Annotated in this window: 18 protein-coding genes and 1 tRNA gene; 8 read left to right on the plus strand and 11 right to left on the minus strand. The window is 66.3% G+C overall.

Annotated features, from left to right (window positions below; all coding sequences use genetic code 11):
* Positions 1-317 precede the first annotated feature (317 nt).
* The 6 genes from JJJ16_RS04515 (at position 318) to JJJ16_RS04540 (ending at position 7,261) form a co-directional block, all read left to right on the plus strand.
* The gene (locus JJJ16_RS04515) at positions 318-1,319 is read left to right on the plus strand and encodes a permease (RefSeq protein ID WP_219751982.1); all 1,002 of its coding nucleotides are present in this window, start codon (positions 318-320) and stop codon (positions 1,317-1,319) included.
* Positions 1,316-2,179: a TIGR03943 family putative permease subunit gene (locus tag JJJ16_RS04520; RefSeq protein ID WP_219751538.1), complete on the plus strand. Its 864-nt coding sequence runs from the start codon at positions 1,316-1,318 to the stop codon at positions 2,177-2,179. The genes JJJ16_RS04515 and JJJ16_RS04520 overlap by 4 nt, the downstream gene beginning before the upstream one ends.
* Positions 2,180-2,307: 128 nt before the next feature.
* A complete protein-coding gene (locus JJJ16_RS04525; RefSeq protein ID WP_219751539.1) occupies positions 2,308-3,828 on the plus strand; it encodes a sulfatase-like hydrolase/transferase in 1,521 nt (506 codons plus the stop codon).
* A gap of 156 nt (positions 3,829-3,984) precedes the next feature.
* On the plus strand, positions 3,985-5,202 hold the full coding sequence (locus JJJ16_RS04530) for an ROK family transcriptional regulator (RefSeq protein WP_219751540.1): 1,218 nt from the start codon (positions 3,985-3,987) through the stop codon (positions 5,200-5,202).
* Entirely contained in the window at positions 5,199-6,464 is a 1,266-nt protein-coding gene (locus JJJ16_RS04535) for an anaerobic sulfatase maturase (RefSeq protein ID WP_219751541.1), read from the plus strand. The genes JJJ16_RS04530 and JJJ16_RS04535 overlap by 4 nt, the downstream gene beginning before the upstream one ends.
* The gene (locus tag JJJ16_RS04540) at positions 6,461-7,261 is read left to right on the plus strand and encodes a sulfite exporter TauE/SafE family protein (protein WP_219751542.1); all 801 of its coding nucleotides are present in this window, start codon (positions 6,461-6,463) and stop codon (positions 7,259-7,261) included. Before JJJ16_RS04535 ends, JJJ16_RS04540 begins: the two co-directional genes overlap by 4 nt.
* A 41-nt stretch (positions 7,262-7,302) precedes the next feature.
* On the opposite strand, the gene JJJ16_RS04545 is transcribed toward JJJ16_RS04540, so the two are convergent.
* From JJJ16_RS04545 to glpA, 5 genes are all read right to left on the minus strand, one after another.
* Entirely contained in the window at positions 7,303-7,998 is a 696-nt protein-coding gene (locus tag JJJ16_RS04545) for a hypothetical protein (RefSeq protein ID WP_219751543.1), read from the minus strand.
* 156 nt (positions 7,999-8,154) lie between these two features.
* Entirely contained in the window at positions 8,155-8,910 is a 756-nt protein-coding gene (locus JJJ16_RS04550) for an SDR family oxidoreductase (protein ID WP_219751544.1), read from the minus strand.
* A 63-nt stretch (positions 8,911-8,973) separates the two neighbouring features.
* Positions 8,974-10,257, minus strand: coding sequence for an anaerobic glycerol-3-phosphate dehydrogenase subunit C (locus JJJ16_RS04555; protein WP_219751545.1), 1,284 nt, complete (start codon positions 10,255-10,257; stop codon positions 8,974-8,976).
* Positions 10,254-11,504: a glycerol-3-phosphate dehydrogenase subunit GlpB gene (glpB, locus tag JJJ16_RS04560; RefSeq protein ID WP_219751546.1), complete on the minus strand. Its 1,251-nt coding sequence runs from the start codon at positions 11,502-11,504 to the stop codon at positions 10,254-10,256. The genes JJJ16_RS04555 and glpB overlap by 4 nt, the downstream gene beginning before the upstream one ends.
* Positions 11,501-13,087: an anaerobic glycerol-3-phosphate dehydrogenase subunit GlpA gene (glpA, locus tag JJJ16_RS04565; RefSeq protein ID WP_219751547.1), complete on the minus strand. Its 1,587-nt coding sequence runs from the start codon at positions 13,085-13,087 to the stop codon at positions 11,501-11,503. Before glpA ends, glpB begins: the two co-directional genes overlap by 4 nt.
* Before the next feature lie 266 nt (positions 13,088-13,353).
* Between glpA and JJJ16_RS04570 the strand changes: the two genes are divergently transcribed.
* Together JJJ16_RS04570 and pepN are read left to right on the plus strand one after the other, a co-directional pair.
* Positions 13,354-15,375, plus strand: a complete 2,022-nt coding sequence (locus JJJ16_RS04570) for a M13 family metallopeptidase (RefSeq protein WP_219751548.1) — start codon at positions 13,354-13,356, stop codon at positions 15,373-15,375.
* 115 nt (positions 15,376-15,490) lie between these two features.
* Positions 15,491-18,055, plus strand: a complete 2,565-nt coding sequence (gene pepN / locus JJJ16_RS04575; protein ID WP_219751549.1) for an aminopeptidase N — start codon at positions 15,491-15,493, stop codon at positions 18,053-18,055.
* A 641-nt stretch (positions 18,056-18,696) separates the two neighbouring features.
* Here pepN and JJJ16_RS04580 read toward each other — a convergent pair.
* The 6 genes from JJJ16_RS04580 to JJJ16_RS04605 form a co-directional block, all read right to left on the minus strand.
* Positions 18,697-20,601: a CAP domain-containing protein gene (locus tag JJJ16_RS04580; protein WP_219751550.1), complete on the minus strand. Its 1,905-nt coding sequence runs from the start codon at positions 20,599-20,601 to the stop codon at positions 18,697-18,699.
* A 265-nt stretch (positions 20,602-20,866) separates the two neighbouring features.
* Positions 20,867-20,939 (minus strand) — tRNA-Ala (locus JJJ16_RS04585).
* Between the two features lie 136 nt (positions 20,940-21,075).
* Positions 21,076-21,810: a histidine phosphatase family protein gene (locus JJJ16_RS04590; RefSeq protein ID WP_219751551.1), complete on the minus strand. Its 735-nt coding sequence runs from the start codon at positions 21,808-21,810 to the stop codon at positions 21,076-21,078.
* Entirely contained in the window at positions 21,807-22,232 is a 426-nt protein-coding gene (gene rsfS / locus JJJ16_RS04595) for a ribosome silencing factor (RefSeq protein ID WP_219751552.1), read from the minus strand. Before rsfS ends, JJJ16_RS04590 begins: the two co-directional genes overlap by 4 nt.
* 13 nt (positions 22,233-22,245) lie before the next feature.
* Entirely contained in the window at positions 22,246-22,956 is a 711-nt protein-coding gene (nadD, locus tag JJJ16_RS04600) for a nicotinate-nucleotide adenylyltransferase (protein ID WP_219751553.1), read from the minus strand.
* Positions 22,953-24,233, minus strand: coding sequence for a glutamate-5-semialdehyde dehydrogenase (locus JJJ16_RS04605; protein WP_219751554.1), 1,281 nt, complete (start codon positions 24,231-24,233; stop codon positions 22,953-22,955). Before JJJ16_RS04605 ends, nadD begins: the two co-directional genes overlap by 4 nt.
* Between the last annotated feature and the right edge of the window lies 1 nt (position 24,234).

Genomic DNA, 24,234 nt, shown 5'->3' on the forward strand with positions numbered 1-24,234 from the left:
GGTGCGGCCGCTTCGTTGGGGCTGTGTCGGGCCCTCCCGTCCGGTTCTACTGGAGGGGACGAGGCCGTGGCCGGCTTTCGCGTTCCTCTTTCTTCCGGATGCTCCCCGGTGATACCCCGCGTAAGCGGGCCGGATCGTAGCGAAAAACCAGTGTAGCGAAGAAACTCCCTCGCGCCCACTGGGCGGAGCGTCTGTCTGCACACAGCGCGCTCGCAAGCGCTTGTCCTCACGCGCGTAGACAACGATCTGGTGGGCCGTGGTCGGCGAGTGAACGGAGAGGCGCGGGACTCCTGTCCTAGAGTTGTGGGGTGAGTGTAGTGGAGACGAAAAGCCCCGCGCGCCCCTGGGGCGTGCTTGTCGGCGCGCTTGTGTTGGTGGCCCTGGTTGCCGTGTGGGCCACGCAGGGAACCCTGGCCGGATCGGGCCTGCCCATTGGTCGCGCGGCGACGATCGCCGTGGGCATGACCCTACAGGCGATTCCTTTCCTACTCTTGGGCGTGTTCGTCGCAGAACTCATCGAGGCTTTCATCTCCCCCGCCCTGATCGCGCGCGTGTTTCCGACGAACCCGGTGGCGTCCGTGTTGACCGCTCTCGTCGCTGCTTTTCTTCTTCCCGTGTGCGATTGCTCGGCGGTGCCGATCTTCCGTTCACTGCTGCGCAAGGGCGTGCCTCTGTCGGCGGCGACCACTCTCATGCTGGCATCCCCCGCGATCAATCCCCTGGTGATTGCGTCGACGTATTACGCGTTCGGCTCGTGGGCGATTGTGGGTGCGCGTATCGGCCTGAGCATCGTCGTCGCTGTGTCCGTGGGCCTGTCGATGTTGGTTTCTCCTCCGAGCGCCCTGCGGGAGGATGCTCACGTCCACCACGGGGACTCGTGCGGATGCGACGGCGGCTGCGAGACGCCGGACCGCTCGTTCTCTGGCGTCCTTGGCGCGACCGGTCATTCCTTCGGGCGGATCCTGCCCTACCTGCTGGGCGGTGTGGCCGCCTCAACAGCGGCGCAGGTGTTCTGGCCGGTGTCTTCCCTGCTCGCGGGCCTGCCCGCGCCCGGTGCGCTGGCACTCATGATGGCGGCGGGCTTCGCCCTGTCGCTATGTTCCTCGTCCGACGCGGTGATCGCGCGTTCGCTGGCCTCCCTCGCGCCGCAGGGCGCGCTCATGGGGTTCATGGTCTACGGCCCGATGATGGACGTGAAGAACGTGGCGCTGCTGTCCTCGCAGTTCCGCGGCGCGTTCGTGCTTCGCCTGTTTGCGACCGTCACGGGCATCGCCGCCGCCGTCATTGGTGGCGCCTGGTGGATGGGGGTCCTCGCGTGAAGCTCATCGACCGCATCGGCCCCGCCCTCGAGTCACTCTCCCTCGCATCCCTCGGCGGCGTACTCCTATGGCTCGCCATGTCTGGCCGCTACGCATCCTTCGTGCCCCCGTCGGCGCGCTTGAGCATCATCGCGTCCAGCATCGGCTTGTTCGCCTGCGCGCTCGCACTCTCCGCGCGCATCGACGCCGGCGAACACACGAGCGCGGACACGGCAGCCTCCTACCGGGCCACGACGCGCAGCCTCGTCGCCCTCCTGGCTGCCGCCCTGCTCATCCTCCCCTTCCGCGTCTCCCCCTCCGAGCTGGCCGCGGGCGCGATTGGCGCACGCCCCACCTCTGGCGGATCCACCATCGACGCGGACACCGACGATTCGACCGAGGACACCCCCGGGGCATCTAACGACGCAGCGAACGGGGGCACCAACCCAGCCACCGGCAGTGGCAGCCAGAACGGCGGCGCGGGGCAGGCCTCGTCGAGCGGGAAGCTGGAGCTCACGACCGACAACTTCTACTCCCAGGTGGAGGAGATGATCGCCAACGGACGCGCGCACGACGGTCAGCGCGTTGAACTCACTGGCTTCGTCCTCAGTTCCGAGGCCGCGAGCGCTCAGGCGTCGATTCCGCGTGTGACGGATGAGGAGAGCTTTGCGGTGGCGCGTATGGCGATTTGGTGTTGTGCGGCGGATGCGTATCCGGTTGGTTTTGCGGTGCGGTGGGCTGGGCCTGCTCCTGCGGCGGATAGCTGGGTGCATGTGAGCGGTACGTTGCGTGTGCGCGGTGGGAAGGCGCTGGTTATTGAGGCTGATTCGGTGACGCCGGCACAGACGCCGAATCCGGAGTTCGTGGTTCAGACGCGCTAACACGATTGGTGACGCGACCCACTTTTGGTCTTTTTGTCCGGTTCAGTGGGCGCAAAACCATGCGCGTACAGTGAAGTGTGAGCGAGCGTACGCCGTTGATCGCCCGCCACTGGGAGAAGGAGTCACTGATGACCCACACACCGCGGGACATTCCCGACAACGTGCGCAACGTCCTGGTCATCATGACCGACCAGCACCGCACCGACACGATCGGCTGCCTGGGCAACCCCCACGCCCAAACCCCCGTCATCGACGCGATGGGCGAATCGGGTTTCGCCTTCACCCATTGCTTCACCCCCACGGCGATCTGCACGCCGGCTCGTGCCTCCCTGCTGACCGGCAAGCGCCCGGGCAAGCACCAGGTGCTGGCCAACCCCGAGTGGAATATCGCCTACCAGGTCTCGATCCCCGAGGGCACGTGGACGTACACGCAGGAGCTGCGCGACGCCGGCTACAACGTCGGCATCGTCGGCAAGTACCACTGCGGCTACAACCTGCCCGACAAGTTCGGCGCGGACGACGACACATACTGGGGCGCCGAAAATCCGGTGGCCAACGAGAAGTATGTCGCCTGGCTCGAGGCCAACAACCTCCCGCCGGTGCGCGCACACGACCTGTGGCGCGGCAAGCTGCCCGGCGGACGCGACGGGCACATCATCGCCGCGCGCCTCGACCAGCCCGAGGAAGCCACCTTCGAGCGCTTCCTGGCGGACCGTGCGATCGAGAAGCTTCGCGAGTACGCCGCCGACTGGAAGGACTCGAAGCAGCCCTTCTGCCTCGACGTGCATTTCTTCGGCCCCCACCTGCCCTACTTCCTGCCCGACGAGTGGTTCGACCTCATCGATCCAAACGACGTCGAGCTGCCGGAAAACTTCGGGGACTCCCTCATCGGCAAGCCCCCGATCCAGGAGAACTACGCGACCTACTGGTCCACGTCCTCGTTCACGAACGAGCAGTGGAAGAAGCTCATCGCGGTCTACTGGGGATACACGGCCATGATCGACTTCGAGATCGGGCGCATCATGGACGTGGCGCGCGAGCTCGGCATCCTGGACGACACGGCGGTCTTCTTCTGCGCGGACCACGGCGAGTTCACGGGTTCACACCGCCTCAACGACAAGGGCCCGATGATGTACGACGACATCTACAACGTCCCCTTCATCGCCCACATCCCCGGCGTCTCAACCGTGGGACGCTCCGACGCATTCGTCTCCCTCATCGACCTGCCGGCCACGGTCCTCGACATCGCGGGCCTGGACACCTCGCTCGTGGAGGACGGCCGCTCGATCGTGGACCTGACGCGCGGCGGGCAGGTCGACGGCTGGCGCGAGGACATCGTGTGCGAGTTCCATGGCCACCACTTCCCCCTCCAGCAGCGCATGCTGCGCACGCGGGACTTCAAGCTCGTCATCAACCCCGAGTCGATCAACGAGCTCTACGACCTGCGCCTGGATCCGGCCGAGATGAACAACGTGTACACCGTGCCCGTCTACGACGAGATCCGCAGGGAGCTGGCCACGAACCTGTACCTGCAACTGCGCGAGCGCGGGGATCATTCCTTCGCCAAGTGGATGGCGGCGATGACGGACTTCGACATCCCGCTGGTGAACACGGCTCGCTCCGACCTCGACGAGGTCACGAGCGACTAACCCCCGGCCTCGGCGGTGGGAGGACTGACGCGCCCCCGCCGCCGAGGCGAACTCGCGCCCTGCACACCCCTCACAGTGACGCGTATCATAGAAACTGTCAACGAGGCCGGAGTGCCCCGAGCGGATGCCAACGATGAAGCGCCGGGAAGGAGAGGCATGCACTACCCCACGCGCAGACCTCTGCCCACCCTCGAAGACCGTATCGTCGCCCACCTGGCCAAAGCCCCCGCAACGCGCTCCCAGCTGTGCGAGGCGCTCGACACCTCGCGCACAAACCTGGGGCGTGCGCTCACCACCCTCCTCGACGAGGGATCGGTGACGCCCGTGCGCACGAACGCCCCCGGACGAGGCCGTCCCACCCAGCTCCTCACCCTCAACTCCTCGGCGGCACACTGCGTCGGCCTGAACGTCACACGCACGTCGTGCGCGGGCGTCATGCTCTCACGCGCCGGCACCGTCCTGGCGGCCGTCCACATCGTTTCCCCCGCCTCCCCTTCCCTCCAGCTCTCTCTCGAACAGACCTGCGAGGCTCTGGCCGCGAGCGCAGCCCGTCAGGGAATTGTTACCTCGACGGTGCGCGCGGTGGGCGTGGGCGTCCCCATTCCGATGGGGCGTAACGCCAGGCTCTCCTCGGACGCGTACCCGACCATGGAGGAGCTCAGCGAGCTCACAGGTCGCTGGTGGGATCCTCTCCCGATCGTCGACAACACCGTGCGCATGGCTGCGCTCGCGGAGGCCCTGTGGGGCGCGGGCGCGGACACGTCCTCGTTCATCTATCTGCGCCTGTCGGGGGGCGTGGGCGGCTGCGTCGTCTCCGATTTCCGCCTCGTTGGCGGAGCGGGCGGGCTGGCCGGGGAACTGGGACATATGACGGTGGGTGCCAATGACTCGCCCTGCGCCTGTGGCAAGCGCGGTTGCCTCGAAACACTGGCGTCCGTCCCGGCGCTGTGCGAGCGCGCGGGGGTTGCCGATATTTCTCAGCTGCGAGCCGCCGTATTGTCCGGCGATACGCGTGCGCGCGAGGCCCTGGAGCAGGCTGCCCAGGCTGTCGGCTATGTCTTGGGTTCGGCCGCGCTCCTCATTAACCCTCGGGCCATCATCGTGGCCGGCGAAATCGTCGACGCGTTTCCCTCCCTGCGATCCGACATCGCGGCCGCCATGCATAGGGAGCTCATTCCCGTCATGGAGTGGGATATCGACGTCGTGGGGGCATCGCTGGGGCCTTTGGGGGCCGCTCAGGCCAGCGCGTATATTGCCGCCCACCCCTTTGAGGAGGACGGCGCAGCCGCCCACCATCCCGAGGAAGGCTCAGCCCGGGAGGCGGGGCCTGCCTCGTCGATGGAGACGCGCACCGATCGCGGGGGCATGCCGTGACACGCTCAATCCCATTCTCCGTCGTCACCAAACCGACGGGGGCAGCGTGCAACCTGGATTGCCAGTATTGCTTTTTCCTGTCCAAGGAGCTTCTCTACGACGCTGCCGCGCAGACCATGTCCGAGCAGACCTTGGAACGCTACGTCGAGGCGTACCTGGAGTCGAGCCCCGACGGCGAGGTCACGATGCTGTGGCAGGGTGGGGAGCCGACCCTGCGTGGCCTGCCTTTTTTTGAGCGCCTCATTCAGCTGTGCGAGGCCTACCGTCGCCCCACCCAGCGCGTGCGTCACGCTCTGCAGACAAACGGTACGTTGGTGACCGACGAGTGGGCACGCTTTTTCGCGGACCACGACTTCCTCGTGGGCGTGTCCATCGACGGTCCCGCTCCCCTGCACGACGCCTACCGGCTCAATCGCGGCGGGCGCGGCACCCACGCGATGGTTGTGCGCGGCTGGGAGGCCCTCGCCCGCGCGGGCGTGGAGACGAACATCCTGTGCACGGTCAACGCCGCCAACGAGGAGTACGGGGAGCGGGTGTACCGCTACTTCCGCGACGATCTGGGGGCTCGCTACCTGCAGTTCATTCCGATCGTCGAGCGCGTGCGCGCAGCCGACTTGGCCCAGGCTGAGCGTGGCTGGCGTTCCGGGACCTCGGCGCTCCTGTACCGCCAGGACGGGGACTGCGTCACCAGCCGTTCCACGTCCCCCGCTTCCTACGGGCGTTTCCTGTGCGAGGTGTTCGACCAGTGGTTGGCCGCCGACGTCGGCGAGGTGTTCATCCAGGACGTGGATTCGACCCTGTCGGCCATGTTTGGCTCGGCCACGGTGTGCGTACACGCACCCCAGTGCGGGGCGAACATGGCGATGGAATTCAACGGCGACGTCTACGCCTGCGATCACTGGGTAGAGCCGGATTGGTTGGTCGGCTCGATCAACTCCTCGTCCTTCACGCAGCTGGCGGCCTCGGACAAGATGCGGGACTTCGCACGCCTCAAGCCCAGCCTGGACGACGAGTGCCGCGCGTGCCCGCACCTGCGGCTGTGCTGGGGCGGGTGCCCGAAAGACCGTTTCGTGCGCCGCGGCGAGTCCTCACACAACTACCTGTGCGAGGGGTACCGGGCGTTCTACGAGCACGCCACCCCGGCCCTGCGCGCAATGGGCATGCTGATCGCGGCGGGCAGGCCGGCCTCGGACATCATGGACCCCGCGGTCTCTACCTCCCTCGGACTATCTCTCACCACATCCATCCGGACTGACCAATGATCATTGAAGCGCTCCTCATCGGCGCATTCGTCGGCATCGTCGTCGGCTCGCTCGGCGCGGGAGGCGGCATCTTGTCGGTGCCGATCCTCGTCTACATTCTTGGGCAGGATCCTCACCAGGCGACGGGCCTATCCCTCATCATCGTGGGGCTGACGGCCGCCGTCTCGCTGGCGACGCGCGCGCGCAGCGGGAACGTCGCATGGCGCGAGGGCGCTCTCTTCGCCCTGGCTGGCCTCGTGGGCACGTGGGCAGGCTCGACGCTCGGCCCACTCGTCCCAGCGCGTGCCCTGATGCTCTCCTTCTGCGCTCTCCTGGGAGCGGTCGCGGTCTTCATGGTGCGCTCCCAGCTGAGCCCATCTGCCTCGTCCTCTTCAGACGAGGCCGGGGGTGCCGCTGATGTTCAGGGGTCCTGGACGCTCGTGACCATCTGCCGGGTTGTCGCGCTGGCGACGCTGACGGGTTTCCTCACGGGATTCTTCGGCGTCGGCGGCGGCTTCGCGATCGTACCCGCGCTGCACTTAGCGCTGCGCTACCCGATGAAGCGGGCCTCCGCGACATCCCTGCTGGTCATGGTCATCACCGCAGCCTTCGGGCTGGCGTCGCGCACGGCCGCCGGGACCCTGACGATCACCGCCGAGGCCGGGGTCATGGTCGCGCTCTTCGCCGCAGCATCAATGGGAGGAGGCATCGTGGGGGCCAGGCTCACAAAGAGAGTGTCAAATCGCGTGCTGGGTTTTGTGTTTGCTGCGCTTCTGGTGTGCGTGGCCGTCTCGACCCTGGCAGCTACACTCACATAAAAGGCGCGCGAGACTGATATCGTCTCGCGCGCCCTCAGCGCTCAGCTAGCGGTCGTTCCTTCGCCCTGGGAGGAGGTGTCCGCACTGCCCTGGCTTCCATTCTTGCTGCCGGGGCCTCGGCCTCCCTCCGGGGGAGGTCCCGGGCGGGTGCTGCCCGTATCGCCCTGCTCACCGCCCGGCCCCTGCTGGCCGCCAGGACCCTGCTGCTGGCCATTACCCGGACCTTGCTGGCCGCCAGGACCCTGCTGCTGGCCGTTACCCGGACCTTGCTGGCCATTGCCGGGGCCGAAATCCTCGTCCTCGTCGCCGTAGCCCTGGTCGTTGTAGCCGTCCTCGTAGCCCTGTTCATAGAAGTCTTGACCATCGCCCATGACGGCTGCATGCGTGATGACGCCCGCGCCGAAGCCGACGGACAGCACCGCGGCTGCGGCGCCGGCGATGGCCGCGCGCTTGCCCCACGAGGTCTTCTTCGTTGCAGGCTCGACTGTCGCGGCGCTAGCCGCCACGGCCTCGTCCTGCGAATGCTCGTCGGAAGAAGAGTGCGCGACCGACTCCAGGGGCGTACCAGCAAACGCATTGCTGGTTTCCTCCTGGGCGACGGGAGGCATCTGCGCCGTTTCCGCCTGAGACGCGTGCGTGGGCAGGACTTCGGTCTGCTCCGTGGCCTGCGCCTCCGACTGGGGCAGGATCGAAGTGCGCTCGGTGTCACCTGCCAGGTTCTTGTTGTCGTCCGCCATGGGGACGCTCCTTTCTGCTGATTTGTGCATCATTGCTTCGCAGATTAGGAGCAACACATAAGCGGACGTTATGGCGAGACTGTGAAAACGCTATGAAATAACGGGTGTCGCACATCACCTTTTGAGGTTTGATTTATTTGTCAGCTGACAGCGGTACTACGCTCCGGCAGTATCCCTCGCCACGAGGGTGTTCGTCGCCTGAGCCACCGGGCGCACGATCATCGAGTCGATGTTGACGTGGGAGGGACGCTCCAGGGTCCACACGATCGCCTCGGCGACATCTTCGGCGACGAGAGGGGCGGCAACGCCCTCGTAGACGCGGTCGGCAGCCTCCTGGGAGCCGAGGCGGTTGAGGGAAAACTCCTCGGTGCGCACCATGCCGGGCGCGATCTCGATGATGCGAACGGGCTCACCCACCAGCTCCTGGCGTAGCGTGTTCGCGATGATGCGCTCGGCGTGCTTGGCGGCCACGTAGCCGCCGCCTCCCGGGTAGGTGTCGTGGGCGGCGGTCGAGGTCAGGAACACGAGGTCTCCCCCGCGCTCGCGCATCCCCGGCAGGAAGGCGCGCGAGCAATGCAGGGCGGTGAGCACGTTGCGCTCAAACATCGCGCTCCACCTGGCCGGATCTCCCTCCGCGACCCGGTCTACACCAATGGCTCCGCCAGCGTTGTTGACGACTGCATCCACGGGGCCACCCTCCAGGATGTGGGCGGCCATCTCCTCCACCTGCGCCTCATTGGTGAGGTCGGCCGCCCAGTATTCGCAGCCAATTTCAGCGGCGAGGGCCTCCAGGCGCTCGCGGCGCCTGGCCACGGCGACAACCCTCCACCCCCTCTGCGCCAACAGGCGGGCGGTGGCCTGTCCGATTCCAGTGGATGCTCCAGTGACGACGACGCGGCGCGAATTGCTCATAGGGCAACAGTAATATCCCCGGGTACGCACCGTCGTGCGCGCCCGGGGATACTCGCTGGCGTCTCAGCCGTTGGGCAGGCCGTAGGCCTTGTGGATCAGCCAGATCGGGTGGACGACGTTCGCGCCCGTGGCCGTGCGCAGCTGCCAGCGGCACGTCTCCGTGTCGCAGGCGGCCAGCTCGGCGTTGACCTGCTTGATGAAGTCGAAGACGGGGGCGCCCACAGCCTGGGCGATCGCGTACTTCTCCTTCTTCATGCCGTACGTACCCGCGATACCGCAGCAGGGCTGCTCGGAGTCCTTGACGGTCACGCCGGGAATCAGGCTCATGAGCTCGATCGCGGGCTTGCCCAGACCCTGGGACTTGACCTGACAGGGCGCGTGGTACGGAATGGTGACGTCGATGCGCTGGAAGTTCGTGTCCAGCTCGCCCTTGTCGTACAGGTGTAGCAAGAACTCGCTGATGTCCCACGTGCGGGAGCCCACGTCGCGCAGCTCCGGGGTGTCCATCTCGAGGATCTCGTGGGCCTCGTGGCGCAGCATCCCGCCGCACGAGCCCGACGCGGAGATGATCGGGGCGTCACGGTTGACGCTGCGCAGGTCGTTGGTCAGCTTCGAGACGTACTTGCGCGCATCGTCGTACAGGCCGTTGGACTGCAGGGCCAGGCCGCAGCAGCCGTGCTTGGGGACCAGGACCTCGTAGCCGAGGTGCTCAAGCACCATGACCGAGTGGATCGAGGTCTCAACCTCGAAGTACTGGCCGGCACATCCGTGGAAGAAGATCACCTGGCCGCGCGTGCCCGAGTTCGGCAGCGGCTTGTGCTTCTTGAACCAGGACTCGAAGGTACGACCATACGCGCGCGGCATGGGGGCCGAGCGGTGCACGCCGATGACGGCCTCCATCGCCAGGCGAATCGGCTTGACGTCGAGCGCCCAGTTTGCGATCGGGGCGACCGGGGTCATCATGGTGCCGATCAGGGAGGTGCGGCCGATGAGGCGGTCGCGCAGCGGAATGCCGTGCGCTTCCTTCATGGCGGTGCGGCGGTGGTGGATGATCTCGGTGACCTTCACGCCCTGGGGGCACACGAGCGAGCAGGTGCCGCATGAGGAGCAGTAGTCGATGGACTTGTCCACCATCTGCCCGTCCTTGCGGAAGCGCTCGGCCTGCGGGCCGGAGTACTTGGGGCCGGCGAACAGGTCGGTGACACGCATGACGGGGCACTGGGTCTCGCAGATCGTGCACTTGACGCAGGAGTCGAGGCTCGCGCGCAGCGCGGCGTCACCACTCAGGGCGAAGACGTCCTCTTCCTCCACGCCCGGTCCCATCAGCGTTGACATTTCGAGGGTCATTTCAGTTCCTCCACGATCGAGTCGACGGCCGCGAGCGCGCTGGCCAGCGCGATTCCTTCGCCGCTCTTTTCACGCCAGCGGGTGGCGCCGGCCAGGTTGCCTCCGGCCGCGTACAGGTTCGGGCACACGGGCACGCCTTCCTCGTTCAGGACGCGCATGTTGTCGTCGACGGCGAGTCCTGAGAGGAAGAGGGGCTGGTCCTCGCCCCAGAAGTCGGCGTGCAGGAGCTGTCCGGAGGCGCCCATGACGGGCAGCCCGCAGACGGTCTCTCGCACGGTGCCGTAGGAGTCCATGTCGAGGGCGCCGGATTCGAAGCCGCCGGCGGCCAGGATGAGGGATCGGGTTTCCACGATCGTGGAGCGTCCCGCGCTGGCGTACTCGACGGCGCTCACGCGTCCGTCTGCCGTGTGCACAGCCTTGATCGGGGATCCGAGGATGACTCGGCACTTGTCGGAGGCGATGCGGGTGAGCAGCGCGTTGAGGCGCATGCCGGGTACCGACGGGGGCTGGATCGGGATCTCGAAGACGGGGTGTCCGAGCTTGTCCGCTAGGTCACGCCATGCATTCGGATCGTCGAGGCCGAGGACGGCTGGCAGGCCGACGATCTCCCCCTCTTCGAGGAGGGGACGGATCTGGTCTGCCAGGCGCGCGCGGTTCTCCTCGCGGTCGAGGCTGCGCGCGTGGTTGGTGCCGGTCGAGTCGACCTCACCCTCGCGCACGACATAGTCGACGGACAGGGCGCGCGCCTTGATCGGGGCGCCGTCAGGGCCGTTCTGGCGCGTCAGGTTCTCGGCGACGAGGCCGGGGTAGAAGTCCTTGAAGCGCGCCAGTCCGACGATGGCGTAGCGGGCGCCTGCCTGGGGGATGCCAGCCTCCATGGAGGGCGGGATCAGGCAGGTGGGGCGCAGCGCGCCAACCCCGGTGGGAATGCGCACGTTGCGGGCCTCATCGCCGATGAGGGCGTCCGCGCCGACGAGGTCACGCAGCCACGCGACGGATGCGCCGACAAAGTCGGGGGTGACGTGGCTGTAGGGGTGGGTCGGGCGCGAGGCCACGTGGCCTTCGAGAGCCTCCAGGGGCTTCTCGACCGGCTCGGGGCGGTAGCCGAGGATGTCGACCGTGCCCGTGCCGAGCTGGATGCCACCCACACCCTTCGTGACGAGCGTGACGCTCAGTCCCGCGTCAGCTGCTTTGATTGCGGCGGCCAGGCCTGCCAGGCCAGCGCCGATAACGACGACGTCCCTCATCGAACGACCTCCTCGCTGGGTGCGGGCAGGTGCTCGACATCGAGCGTGCCCTCGTGGATCCAGGCATCCAGTGCGGCCTGCCTGGCTTGCTTGCCAAACATGATGGGCCACAATCCGATCCAGCGGTTCTTCAGGAAGAGACGCAGGAGGGAGTTGGCGCGCATCGAGTCGATGTCTCCGCGCTCGTGGGCGATGCCCGCGGCGCGCTGGGAGCAGAAACCACCCTGGCAGGGGCCCATGCCCAGGCGCATCTGGCGACGCACGTCGTCGAGCTGCCCCTTGGGCAGGGTGTCCATGACGTTTTCAAGCATGGCTCGCGTAGCCATCTCGCACTCGCAGATGATCTGCTCGTGGGAGGGGGATTCGTTGCGCGATTCTACATTGTCGAGGCGGTGACCGATCGTGTACAGGCGCTCTTCCTTGGCGGGAGGAACGGCCTCGTCGGCGGTCTTGCAGGCGCGCTTTTCGCCCATCTCCTCGCACATGATGTCGACGATGCGCTCAGCCATGAGGCGGTAGGTGGTGAGCTTACCGCCCGCGATGGTGAGCATGCCGTAGACGCCGTCGCGCGTGTTGTGGTCGATGATGCTCATGCCGCGCGCCATGTGGCGGGTGTCGGTCGCGGACACGCGCGAGTCCTTGACGAGGGGGCGCGCACCGGCCCAGGCGTGCACGGCACGGGACTTGCGGAAGCCGGGAATCATGGCCTCGCCGGAGTCGAGCATCTGCTGAACCTGGTCGGCGGGGATGGAGAGGCGATCCGGGTCGTCGGCCTTGAGGTCGGTCGTGCCGATGATGCACACGGTGTGGTCAGGCACGAGGATGTCGCCGTCGGCGGGCCACACGCAGCGGTTGATGACCGAATGGCTCAACCGGTGGTTCATGGCGATCATGATGCCGGCGCCGGGAACGACGTCGACGCCGTGGCAATCCGCCATGGCGGCGATCTGTCCGGCCCAGGGGCCGCCGCAGTTGAGGACGAAGCCGCATTCGATGCGCACGTCCTCGCCCCCGCGCTCGTCGTGGACGATGACGGCGCTGATGCGCTCGCCCTCGCGTTCGATCGAGGTGACGCGGTGGTAGGTCAGGACCTGCGCCCCGTATGCCTGCGCAGAGCGAATCGCTCCCCAGGTCATCTGCCAGCCATCGACCGTGCCGTCCTGGACCTCGAAGGCGCGCTTAATACGCGGGTCCAGGCGCGGTTCGCGACGCAGCGCCTCGGCGATGGAGATTTCGGCGGCGGGCACCTTTGCAGCCGCTGCGCGGGCCAGGAACTGATCCGCGTATTCCTCATCGTCCTGGGCGGTCACAACGAAGAGGCCTCCGGTGGCCTCGACGGCGTTGGCGTTGATGCGCTTGACGATCTCGTTTTCTTCGGCGCACTCGGTGGCCGACTCAGGATCGGACGCAATGTAGCGGCCGCCCGAGTGGAGCAGACCGTGGAAGCGACCGGAGGTTCCCTGAGCGATGTCCGCCCGGTCGACGAGGACGGCTGAGAAGCCGCGCATGGCGACGTCGCGGACGACGCCGGCACCGGTGGATCCGCCACCGATGACGCACACGTCAGTGCGAAGTGTCTTCACCGTTAAAAATCCCTTCACCTCTTGATGAGGAAGTGCCTCATTGCTCTCTCCATCATGCCCCTACACGCCCCTTTTGCACGAATGTACACACCGCTGTGCACATATGTGCACGACGGGGGTGTCTCAAACTGACATCCGCACTCCCCCGCACAATTCCGCGAGAAAATGACGAATTACATCCCATGCCCATCACGTAAATACAATCGACGTGTCCCTCGTGAACACTCATCCCACGCGACCCCCGCCTCTCCCCCTAGAGTTAAGACATGACGAACACACTGCTCGCCCGAGTCCTCGACACCGCGAACATCGATTCGACGGTGCGCCCGCAGGACGATTTCTACCGCCACGTCAACGGCACGTGGCTGGCGACCCACACGATCCCCGCGGACCGCCCCATGGACGGGGCGTTCCACACGCTGCGCGACGCATCCGAAAAGTACGCGCGCGCAATCGCCCAGGACGCAGCCGATGGCACGCTGGACGATCCGGATGCGCACCGCATCGCCACGCTGTGGACTCAATTCCTCGATGAGGACACCATCGAAGCAGCAGGCGCCACTCCCCTCAGCCCAGACCTCGACGCCATCAACGCCTGCACCACCCACGAGGAACTCGCCCGCGAGATGGGCCGCCTCATGCGCGAGGGCATCGGAGGCCTCGTCGGCGCATACGTGGGCACCGATCCGCACGATTCTTCGCGCTACATGGTCTCCCTCGTCCAGTCCGGCATCGGCCTGCCCGACGAGGCCTACTACCGCGAGGACGACTACGCACCGATCCGCGAGGCCTACGTCGCCCACACCGCCCGCCTCCTTGGCCTCGCCGGCATGGCAGACCCGGAGGGCGCGGCCGCGCGCATCATGGAACTGGAAACCGCGATCGCCTCCCACCACCGCGACTCCGTGAGCAACCGCGACCCGCTACTCTCCGACAACCCGACCCCCTGGGAGGAGATTGCCACCCTGGCCCCCGGGTTCGACTGGGACGCGTGGGCGGAGGGCGCGCGCATGCCCGTCACCGGCCTCGTCGTGAACGTCGACCAGCCCGACTTCCTGTCGGCTGCCGCCGCCCTGTGGGCCGACACCGACCTGTCCGTGCTCAAGGAATGGCTGAGCGCCTCGGCGATCGACTGCCACGCGTCGCTCCTGTCGAGCGTTTTCGTCAACGAGAACTTCGACTTCCACGGCCGCACCCTGTCCGGCACGGAGGAACTGCGTCCGCGCTGGAAGCGCGCACTGGGCCTCATCGAGGCCTACCTGGGCGAGGCCATGGGCCGCGCGTGGGTGGCCCGCCACTTCCCGCCCAACGCCAAGGAAGCAATGGATGCCCTGGTGCGCCGCCTCCTCGACGCATACGGCGAGTCGATCCGCGGCCTCGACTGGATGAGCGAGGACACCAAGGTCAAGGCGCTCGACAAGCTCGCGACCTTCAACCCCAAGATCGGCTACCCCGTCAAGTGGCGCGACTACTCGACGCTGCACCTGGACCCTGAGGCTACGATCGTTGAGAACGTTCGCGCCGCCAACGCTCACGCCACCGACCGCGAATGGGCCAAGCTCGGCCGCCCTGTCGACCGCGACGAGTGGTACATGACTCCCCAGACCGTCAACGCCTACTACAACCCCACGCAGAACGAGATCGTCTTCCCCGCCGCGATCCTTCAGCCTCCATTCTTCGACACCGAGGCCGACGACGCGGTGAACTTCGGCGCGATCGGCGCGGTCATCGGCCACGAGATCGGGCACGGCTTCGACGACCAGGGCTCGCGCTACGACGGGGAGGGAAACCTGTCGAACTGGTGGACGGATGAGGACCGCGCCGCCTTCGAAGAGCGCACGCACGCCCTCATCGAGCAGTACGACGCACTCACCCCGACCATCCTCCTCGAGCAGGGCGAAGAGTCGGAGGAGGGTAACGAGCGCACGCTCCCCCACGTCAACGGCGCGCTCACGATCGGCGAGAACATCGGCGACCTCGGCGGCCTGACCATCGCATGGAAGGCCTGGGCGGCCTCGCTCGCCGAGCAGGGGCTGACCCCGCAGTCTGCTCCCGTCATCGACGGCATCACCGGGCCGCAGCGCTTCTTCTACTCGTGGGCACGCGCCTGGCGCACGGCCACGCGCCCCCAGTTTGCGCGCCAGATGCTGGCGATCGACCCCCACTCGCCCGCCGAGTTCCGCTGCAACCAGGTACTGCGCAACCTTGACACTTTCGCCCGGGCATTCGACGTGACCCCCACCGACGAGATGTGGCTGGAGCCCTCTCAGCGCGTCACCATCTGGTAAAAGCGTGTCCCAGCCGACAAAATACGGCGCGCCCCGCGCAATCACACCCAACACATGACAACATAGGAATGTTGAGCGCAACAGCGCTCCCATTCCATCAACGGAAAGGCAACCCATGCCAGGCCTGAACCTGACTCGCGAGGAAGCGACCGAGCGCGCCTCGATCATTTCCTCTGTGACCCGCTACGAGATCTCCCTGGACCTCACGCGCGGAGACACCGACTTCGGTTCATTCACCCGCATCGAGTTCGACGCGCGCGAAGGCGCCTCCACGTTCGCTGACCTCGTGTCCAACAACGTCCACTCGATCACGCTGAACGGCAACGCCCTGGACCCCTTCTCGGTGCACCAGGACAACCGCATCGCGCTGGAGAACCTTGCCGAGCACAACGTCCTCGAGGTTGAGGCGTCCTGCCAGTACATGCACACGGGAGAGGGCCTGCACCGCTTCGTCGACCCCGCCGACGGCCAGGCCTACACCTACTCCCAGTTCGAGGTCCCGGACGCCCGCCGCGTCTACACGACCTTCGAGCAGCCCGACCTGAAGTCCACCTTCACCCTGACGGTCAAGGCCCCCAAGGGCTGGAAGGTCTTCTCCAACGCGCCGACCCCCACCCCCGAGGAAGAGGGCGAGGCCTGGATCTACCGCTTCGCAACCACCGAGGTCATGTCGACCTACATCACCGCGATCGTCGCCGGCCCCTACGAGGGCACGACGGCCACGCTGACCTCCTCCGACGGCCGCACGATCGACCTGGGCGTCTACGCCCGCGCCTCGATCGTCGAGCACCTGGATGCCGACGAGATCATCGAGATCACCCGTCAGGGCTTCGAGTTCTTCGAGGGTGCCTACGGCATCGCCTACCCCTTCACCAAGTACGACCAGATCTTCGTGCCCGAGTACAACGCGGGCGCCATGGAGAATGCCGGCTGCGTGACCTTCCGCGACGCCTACGTGTTCCGTACGCGTCCCACCGAGGCTCAGCTGGAGGCTCGCGCCAACACGATCCTGCACGAGCTGGCGCATATGTGGTTCGGCGACCTGGTCACCATGAAGTGGTGGAACGACCTGTGGCTCAACGAGTCCTTCGCCGAGTTCATGAGCCACCTGGCTCTGGCCGAGGCCACCAAGTACACCGAAGGCTGGACGGGCTTCATGGTCCGCAAGGACTGGGGCCTCAAGCAGGATCAGCTGCCCACGACCCACCCGATCACTGCCGAGATCCGCGACCTGGCCGACGTCGAGGTCAACTTCGACGGCATCACCTACGCCAAGGGCGCCTCCGTGCTGCGCCAGCTCGTCTCCTACGTGGGACGCGACGCCTTCTTCGCGGGCCTGCACGAGTACCTGACGAAGCACTCCTACGCCAACGCCACGCTGGACGACCTGCTCTCCGAGCTGGCCGCCGCCTCGGGTCGCGACCTGGCCTCGTGGTCGAAGGTGTGGCTGGAGGAAGCCGGCGTCACCCTCCTGCGTCCGGTCATCACGACCTCTGAGGACGGTACGATCGAGCGCCTCGAGATCACGCAGGAAGCCTTCTCCGAGGGCGCATCCCTGCGCCCGCACCGCATGGGCGTGGCCGGCTACTCGCTGACCGAAGAGGGGACGCTGGCCCAGGTCTTCCGCGAGGAGCTCGACATCGACGGCGCCTCCACGGTGATCGAGGCCGCCGCGGGCATCGCCCGCCCGGACTTCATCCTCGTCAACGACGGAGACCTCGGCTACGCCAAGGTCCGCCTCGACGAGCAGTCCCTGGCCTTCGCGATCACCAACATCACCAAGTTCACGGATTCGCTGACCCGCGGCGTCGTCATGGCCTCCGCGTGGGACATGACCCGCGACGGCGAGATGCCGGCACGCGACTATCTGAACCTGGCCCTGCGCGCCGTTCCCGTCGAGGACAACATGAGCCTCCTGACGCTCACCCTGCGTCACATCGACGAGGCCGTGCGCACCTTCGTGGCACCGAAGTACCGCGCTGAGGCCGCCGAGGACACGGGCCGTCGCCTGCTCCTCCTGGCTCGCACGGCCGCCTCCGGCTCCGACGCGCAGCGCATGCTCGTCGCCGCCGCGGCCCGCAACGCGACCAGCCCCGAGCAGTTCGAGGCCATCCGCGCCCTCTACGACGGCACCCAGACCCTGGACGGCCTGGACCTCGACGTCGACCTCAAGTGGGACCTGCTGATCGCCCTGGTGCGCGGAGGCGCCGCCACCGAGGAGGACATCGCAGCCCTGGAGGCTACCGACGACACGATGACCGGCCACCAGAACGCGGCCGCCGCTCGTGCGGCTCGCGAGGGCGAGTGGATCAAGGCTGACGTGTGGGACAAGGTCCTCACCGACACCTCGATCCCCAACGACACCCGCTGGGCGATGATCTCGGGCTTCTGGGCGCAGGCGCGCACCAACCCGTCGGCATACGCCAGCTACGTGGGCGAGTACTTCGAGGCCCTGGCGGGCATCTGGGAGACCTTCACCTTCCACACCGCCGAGGACCTCACGACGCTGCTCTTCCCGAACGCGCTGGCGGGCTACGCCCCCGAGGTCGACGTGGTCGCCTCCGGCAAGGCCTGGATCGAGGCTCACGCGGACGCATCCGCCGGCACGATCCGCATCATCCGCGAGCTCATCGACGTGTGTGAGCGTCAGATCGCCAACCAGGCGGTGGACGCGGGCTGATCAGCCTCACAGAGACGCCAGGGGGGGGCGTGGCCGCGTGGCCACGCCCCCTTCATCTGTCTTGCCCGTACTGCGAGCGTCGACAGAGGACATCAACTGGCGGCCCCGCCCACACGCATGTTGAGCGGTTTACGCGCGTATCAATCGGTTTACGCGCATGCTCAGGGGTTAACGTGCTAGCACATGCTCGGTTGGATCACGAGCACCCTCGTCACGTGCTCACCGACGTATTCGTGCGCACCCACCCCGCGGGATTGTCCCTACACACAGGCCACCTCAGTCGCAGCCTCCCCTTCTCGCCGTTTTGGCGAGACGGTCTGTATTTTGGGTGCCACGCCGTTCAGACTGCCTGCGAGGCGGGGGGAATTGCACGGCAAGAGGGAGCGACACGCCGGCGACACGCCGTCAGAGGGCCTCGTGTAGTGCAAAACCCCCACACCGGCACTGGCATCGGGCAGCATGACTTTCAACAGTGAGGCTCAGGCACCAACGAACAGTGACCAGCCACGACCCCGCTCACCGGCAAACGATCATGCTTGAGTTACAGGTCCACAGGCACGAAAAGCCTCTCGTTTCTTGGAGATCTCCAAGAAACGAGAGGCTTTCGATGAAGGATGAAGCCGAGGCTTCAGAGCGATACGTCAGCGCTTAGCTCGGCGCGATGCAACCACCGCACCGGCGCCGGCAACCAGAACCGCGACGGCTCCCACGCCCACCCACACCGAGGACGCACCGGTCGCAGCGAGGGCATCGGCGCGCGCCTGAGTCGGGGTGGAAGCATTCTTGGCTGCAGGGGTGGATGCCTGCGTCGGATCAGCACTCGGGGTGATGTCGACGCGAGCGGTCACCGCGCCCTGATCGTCAGCGGGAGCGTTCGTCTCAGGTGCAGCCGGGATGGTATCACCGTTCGCGGGGGTGGTATCACCGTTGGCGGGGGTGGAAGGCGTGACCGACGGGTTGCCATCACCGTTGGCGGGGGCAGAAGGCACGGCAGATGGAACGGAAGGAGCGGGCGTCTGACCGGGCTCCTGGCCCACGGAGGGGTTCTCGTCACCGTTCGCAAGCGCGGGCGCCTCATCCGATGGGCTCTGCTGATCCGGCGTCGAACCTGCCGCGTCACCCACGGAGGGGTTGTTGCCATCCTGCTCGACAGAGAGGGTCGTGCAACGCGTGAGGGCATCACGGTACTCGGTGGCGGTCAAGTAGCGGCCAGCGTTCTCGCCACCCTGCAGCGTGACGCCACCATCCTTTTCGGGGTGCACGGCGGTCTGGGACGCAATGGACTCCGCGACACGGTCAAGCTCAGCGTCGATATCCGCGAGAGAGGTGGCGGGCTTGCTTTCCTCAGCCGAGGCCAGGTACTCGTCCAGAGCAGCCTGAGCGGCGTTGACAGATGCCTGCGCGTCGATCACGGCCTGCTGACGATCAGCGGAGGGTGCGGTGTCGGCGGGTGCGGGCGTTGAGGTCGCGGGCGCAGCAGATCCAGCCTTTGCGGGGAGGCTCGACACGTCGACGGGGAGGGCGACACCGGGAAGGGAGCCCACCTTGTTCTGCCAGGAGTTGGCGCGCTGTGCGTCGCCGCCACCCGCGAGGCCGGAGACGTAGTTGGTGTTGTCAGCGTTGAAAGCGGCGCCGTCGAAGCCGTACGCGGACGCAGTATCGCCAGTCGTGTGGAAGCGCGACGCGTTGGGCGAGCCGCCGGTGACGGCGTAGAACTTCTGCGTGCCGTAGATACGCGTGAAGTTACCGTGCTTCGCGATGTGCACGCCGACGCCGACAACATTGTTCTGGGCCAGCATGTTCTTGTCGTGGCCAGAGGAGTTCTTCCACTGATCGAAGAGGGCGTCCGCCGCCTGCATCGGATTCTTGGAGGTGCCGTAGGCGCCCCACTTGTCGCCGAAGTTCTCGCGGTGGTTGTAGGCGATGTTCTCACCGGCGTAGGTTGTGTCACCGCCGTCGAGCTTGCCTACGCCGAAGTACTTGTAGTCCGGGTCGTGGTTGAAGTCATCGCTGTCCGACATGTGCTTGCTCCACGCGCGAGCGTCGGTAGTCACCGTATCGGAGACGACCAGCTCGGGCAGGCCAGCGTTGGCTCGGTAGGCGTTCATCTTCTGAATGATGAGAGCCTCGATGATGCGCGCCTGAGTGGCGTCGTCAACCTGGGACCAGTCAACCCAGTCGAGGCCACGGCTCGCGGTATCAGCCGCGGGCGCAGCCTCACCGGCGGACGTGGTGGGCTCAAGGGCGCCCTGCTGCGCAGCCTCGAGTGCGGCCTGCGCATCGGCGACGGCAGCTCGCAGCTCGGACTCACGGGCGGGGTCCAGGGCGGGAGTCGCAGAGTTACCCGCGGCCGCGGCGGCGTAGCTCGCCAGAAGCGGATTGTATTCAGCGGTGATGCGGCCTTCCGCCCCCGACAGGGCGTTGCAGAACGCGTCGCTGGTCGTCGCATTTCCTTCAGCGAGGGTGGGGATGACGACGAGGGAAGCCGCGATCGTGGTTGCAGCGAGGACCACGGACGTGTGTGTACGAGTGAGCTGGAACGACATTGACTACCGGCCTAACACAATGGAACAAGAACAGGTAAATCTTTCCACGCGGTACAGCATTTTTCAAGATTTTTTCAGTAAGTCTTTATAGGTGAATCTACCTATTTTCAAGGCTTTCTCAGTTTGACAGATTTTGAACATCCCACATGCCGATACCGAAACGTTATATTTCGGATAAAACAACTGACCAAGCTGCAATCACAAGCACAACCACTGCTCCAGCAATAAAAAATCGACATCCGAAGTCGGATGTCGAAATTTTCTGTGGAGCTAGGGGGATTCGAACCCCCGACCTCTTCCATGCCATGGAAGCGCGCTACCAACTGCGCCATAGCCCCGTTATTTAGTTCGTCGCCCTGGCGACCTGATAAATAATAGCGGACCTTTCGAGAATGACGCAAATCCAATCGAGTGCCCCTCGTCACAACGCTCGAAAATCTCAAGATTCTGCGGTGACGAGGGACCCGAGAGGCATCACGCCCCCAAAATGTCCTCACGAGAGCCGATGTTGTGCGACGCCAGGCGCCACCCGCTGATCGCCGCACTCTTAGAAGTCGACATCCCTACGGGCACGAGTTCCGACCAGTGGCAGTTGTCCACGCCTCGCAGTCCGTTGAAGACGGCGGGGTCCAGCCCCAACAGGGACACAATGCCCCGCGCGATCGCGGAGCCGTGCGAGACCACGATCAGCGACTGATCATCGCGGCACGCCCGCGCGGCTTCCAAGACAGCATCGCGCACGCGCGCACCCACCACCTCGGAGCGTTCCACCTCGGCAAGGTCGCACTCGCCGTCCGCGCGGTACTGGGCATAGGCCTCGGGCTGCTCGGCGGCGATCTCCTCGTAGGTCTTACCCTCAAAGCTCCCGTAGAAGCGCTCCGTGAGCCGCTCATCGAGCTCCGGCCCTTCGCAGGGGTAGCCCGCGATATCGAACACACGCGCGACGATCTTCGCGGTATCAACCGCGCGCCCCAGGGGCGAACTCACGATACGCACTCCCCCATCGTCGTAGCTGCGCCCGTCTTCGGCGGCGATCATGCCAACCTCGGCGCTCGGCTCGCACAGTCGGCTCACCAGCACACCGGCGGCGCCCGCCGCCTGGGACCGTCCGGCCTCGTTCAGGGGTTGATCGATCCGCCCCTGAAAGCGCCTCGCCAGGTTGAAATCCGTCTGGCCGTGGCGCAGCAGGACGATCCGCGAGGCGCTCACTGTGCGCTCTCCGCACCGTGCGCGGCAGCACGCTCGGCGGCAGCGGCGCGAGCCTCGTCAGTGTCAACGTCGATCGGCACGGCCGGGCAGTCACCCCACAGGCGCTCAAGAGCGTAGTACTCGCGCTCCTCCTCGGACAGGACGTGAACGAGCAGGTCGGAGTAGTCCAGGAGCACCCACGTGCCCTCCGCGCGGCCCTCAATGTGGGCGGGGCGGCGCTGATGCTCACCCCAGATGCGATCCATGATGTCCTCGGCGATGGCGCGAACCTGACGGTCCGTCGGGGCCGAGACGACCACGAAAGCATCCGCCAGGGCGAGCTTGCTGGTCACATCGACAAGCACGGGGTTGATGCCGCCGCGGTCGTGTGCGGCGCGAGCAACCAGGCTCGCCAGTTCTGCGGTAGCGTCGGGAAGGCTCACGTTTCTCCTTGGGTTAGGACCGGTACAGGCCGTACTTATTGATGTATTGGACGACGCCGTCGGGCACCAGGTACCACACCGGCTTGCCCTCTTCGACGCGTGTGCGGCAGTCCGTCGACGAGATCGCCATGGCGGGCACCTCCAGCAGCGACACGGACTCGTGCGGCAGGCCGGGATCCGACAGGTTGTGCCCGGGGCGCGTCACGCCGATGAAGTGCGCCTGCTCAAAGAGCTTATCGGCGTCCTTCCACTGCGCGATCTGCGCCAGCGCATCGGCACCCGTGATGAAGTAGAAATCCGAGTCCGGGTATTCGCGAGACAGGTCCGCCAGCGTATCGATCGTGTAGGTCGTCCCACCGCGGTCAATATCGACGCGCGACACGGCGAAACGCGGATTCGATGCGGTAGCGATAACCGTCATCAGGTAGCGATGCTCGGCCGAGGTCACACGTCGATCCGCCTTGAAGGGCTGCATGGCCGCCGGGACGAAGACGACCTGGTCAAGGCCGAAGACGTCCATGACCTCCGAGGCCGCAACGAGGTGACCGTGGTGGATCGGATCGAAGGTACCGCCCATGATGCCGATCGCGCGGCGCCGACGCAGCGCGCGCGGGGGATGCTGGGGCGAGGCCGGGGCTGCAGTCGCCCCCGCCGTGGCCTCGGTGGTCTTTTCGAGCGCGATCTCCTCCAAGGCCTGCTCCGTTTGCGTGTTCGTGGTGCTCACGGGCGAATCGTTCCCTCCCCCTCGTAGATCCACGTGGTCGTGGTCAACTCGGTCAGGCCCATGGGGCCGCGCGCGTGCAGCTTCTGCGTCGAGATACCAACCTCGGCACCCAGGCCCAGCTGTCCGCCGTCCGTAAAGCGCGTCGACGCGTTCACAGCAATCGCAGCCGCGTCGACGCCCGCACGGAACGCACGCACGGCGGCGATGTCGGAGGCAACGATTCCCTCGGTGTGGCCCGAGGAATAGCGACGGATGTGCTCAATCGCCTCGTCAACGTCGGCGACGACGCGCACAGCCAGGTCCATCGAGAGGTACTCGGTCTCCCAGTCGACCTCGGTGGCGTCAACAATCATGTCCGCGTCAATCGACGGCTGGCCATCGACGATGGCCCGTGTGGCCTCGTCGGCGTGGATCGTCACGCCCGCCGTCGTCAGACGGGTGACGGCGGCGACGAGGAAACGCTGCGCGACATCGGCGTGTACGAGCAGCGTCTCCGCCGCGTTGCACACGCCCACGCGCTGCGTCTTCGCGTTCATGATGATGGCCTCGGCGGCCTCCAGGTCAGCGGAGGCATCCACGTACACGTGGCAGTTACCCGTGCCCGTCTCGATGACCGGAACCCGCGACTCTTCGACGACAGCATTGATGAGCCCCGCTCCCCCTCGCGGAATCAGCGCATCGATCGCGCCACGCGCACGCATCATCGCTCGGGCGCCCGCGCGGCCCCACGGATCCACCGTGGTGATCGCATCAGCGGGCAGGCCGACGGAGGTCAGCGCATCGCGGCACACCTCGATGAGCACGCGATTCGAGGACTGCGCGGCGCTTCCACCGCGCAGTACGACCGCGTTGCCGGCCTTCACAGCAAGCGAGGCAGCATCGATCGTCACGTTGGGTCGGGCCTCGTAGATGATGCCAATAACGCCCAGGGGCACGCGCTCCTGCGTCACGCGCAGGCCAATATCGGTGCGCATTCCGCGCACGACCTGACCGATCGGGTCGGGCAGACCAGCGATCTCACGGACGGCCTCGGCGATTCCCCGAATACGATCGGAGGTCAGCGCAAGGCGATCCAGCAGGCCCTCGCTCATCTGCTCCGCGCGACCGCGGGCGACATCTTCAGCATTAGCGGCCAGGATCTGGTCACTGCGATCAATGAGCGCAGCCGCAATCGCCTCGAGACCGCGGTTCTTCACCTGGGTCGTCGCGTTCGCAAGCGCTCGCGCCGCAGCGCGAGCAGCATCCGTCACCTGGGAAATATCTGCAGCAGTATCCACC

This window comes from Schaalia sp. ORNL0103 (genome assembly GCF_019429565.1).
Classification (GTDB): domain Bacteria; phylum Actinomycetota; class Actinomycetes; order Actinomycetales; family Actinomycetaceae; genus Pauljensenia.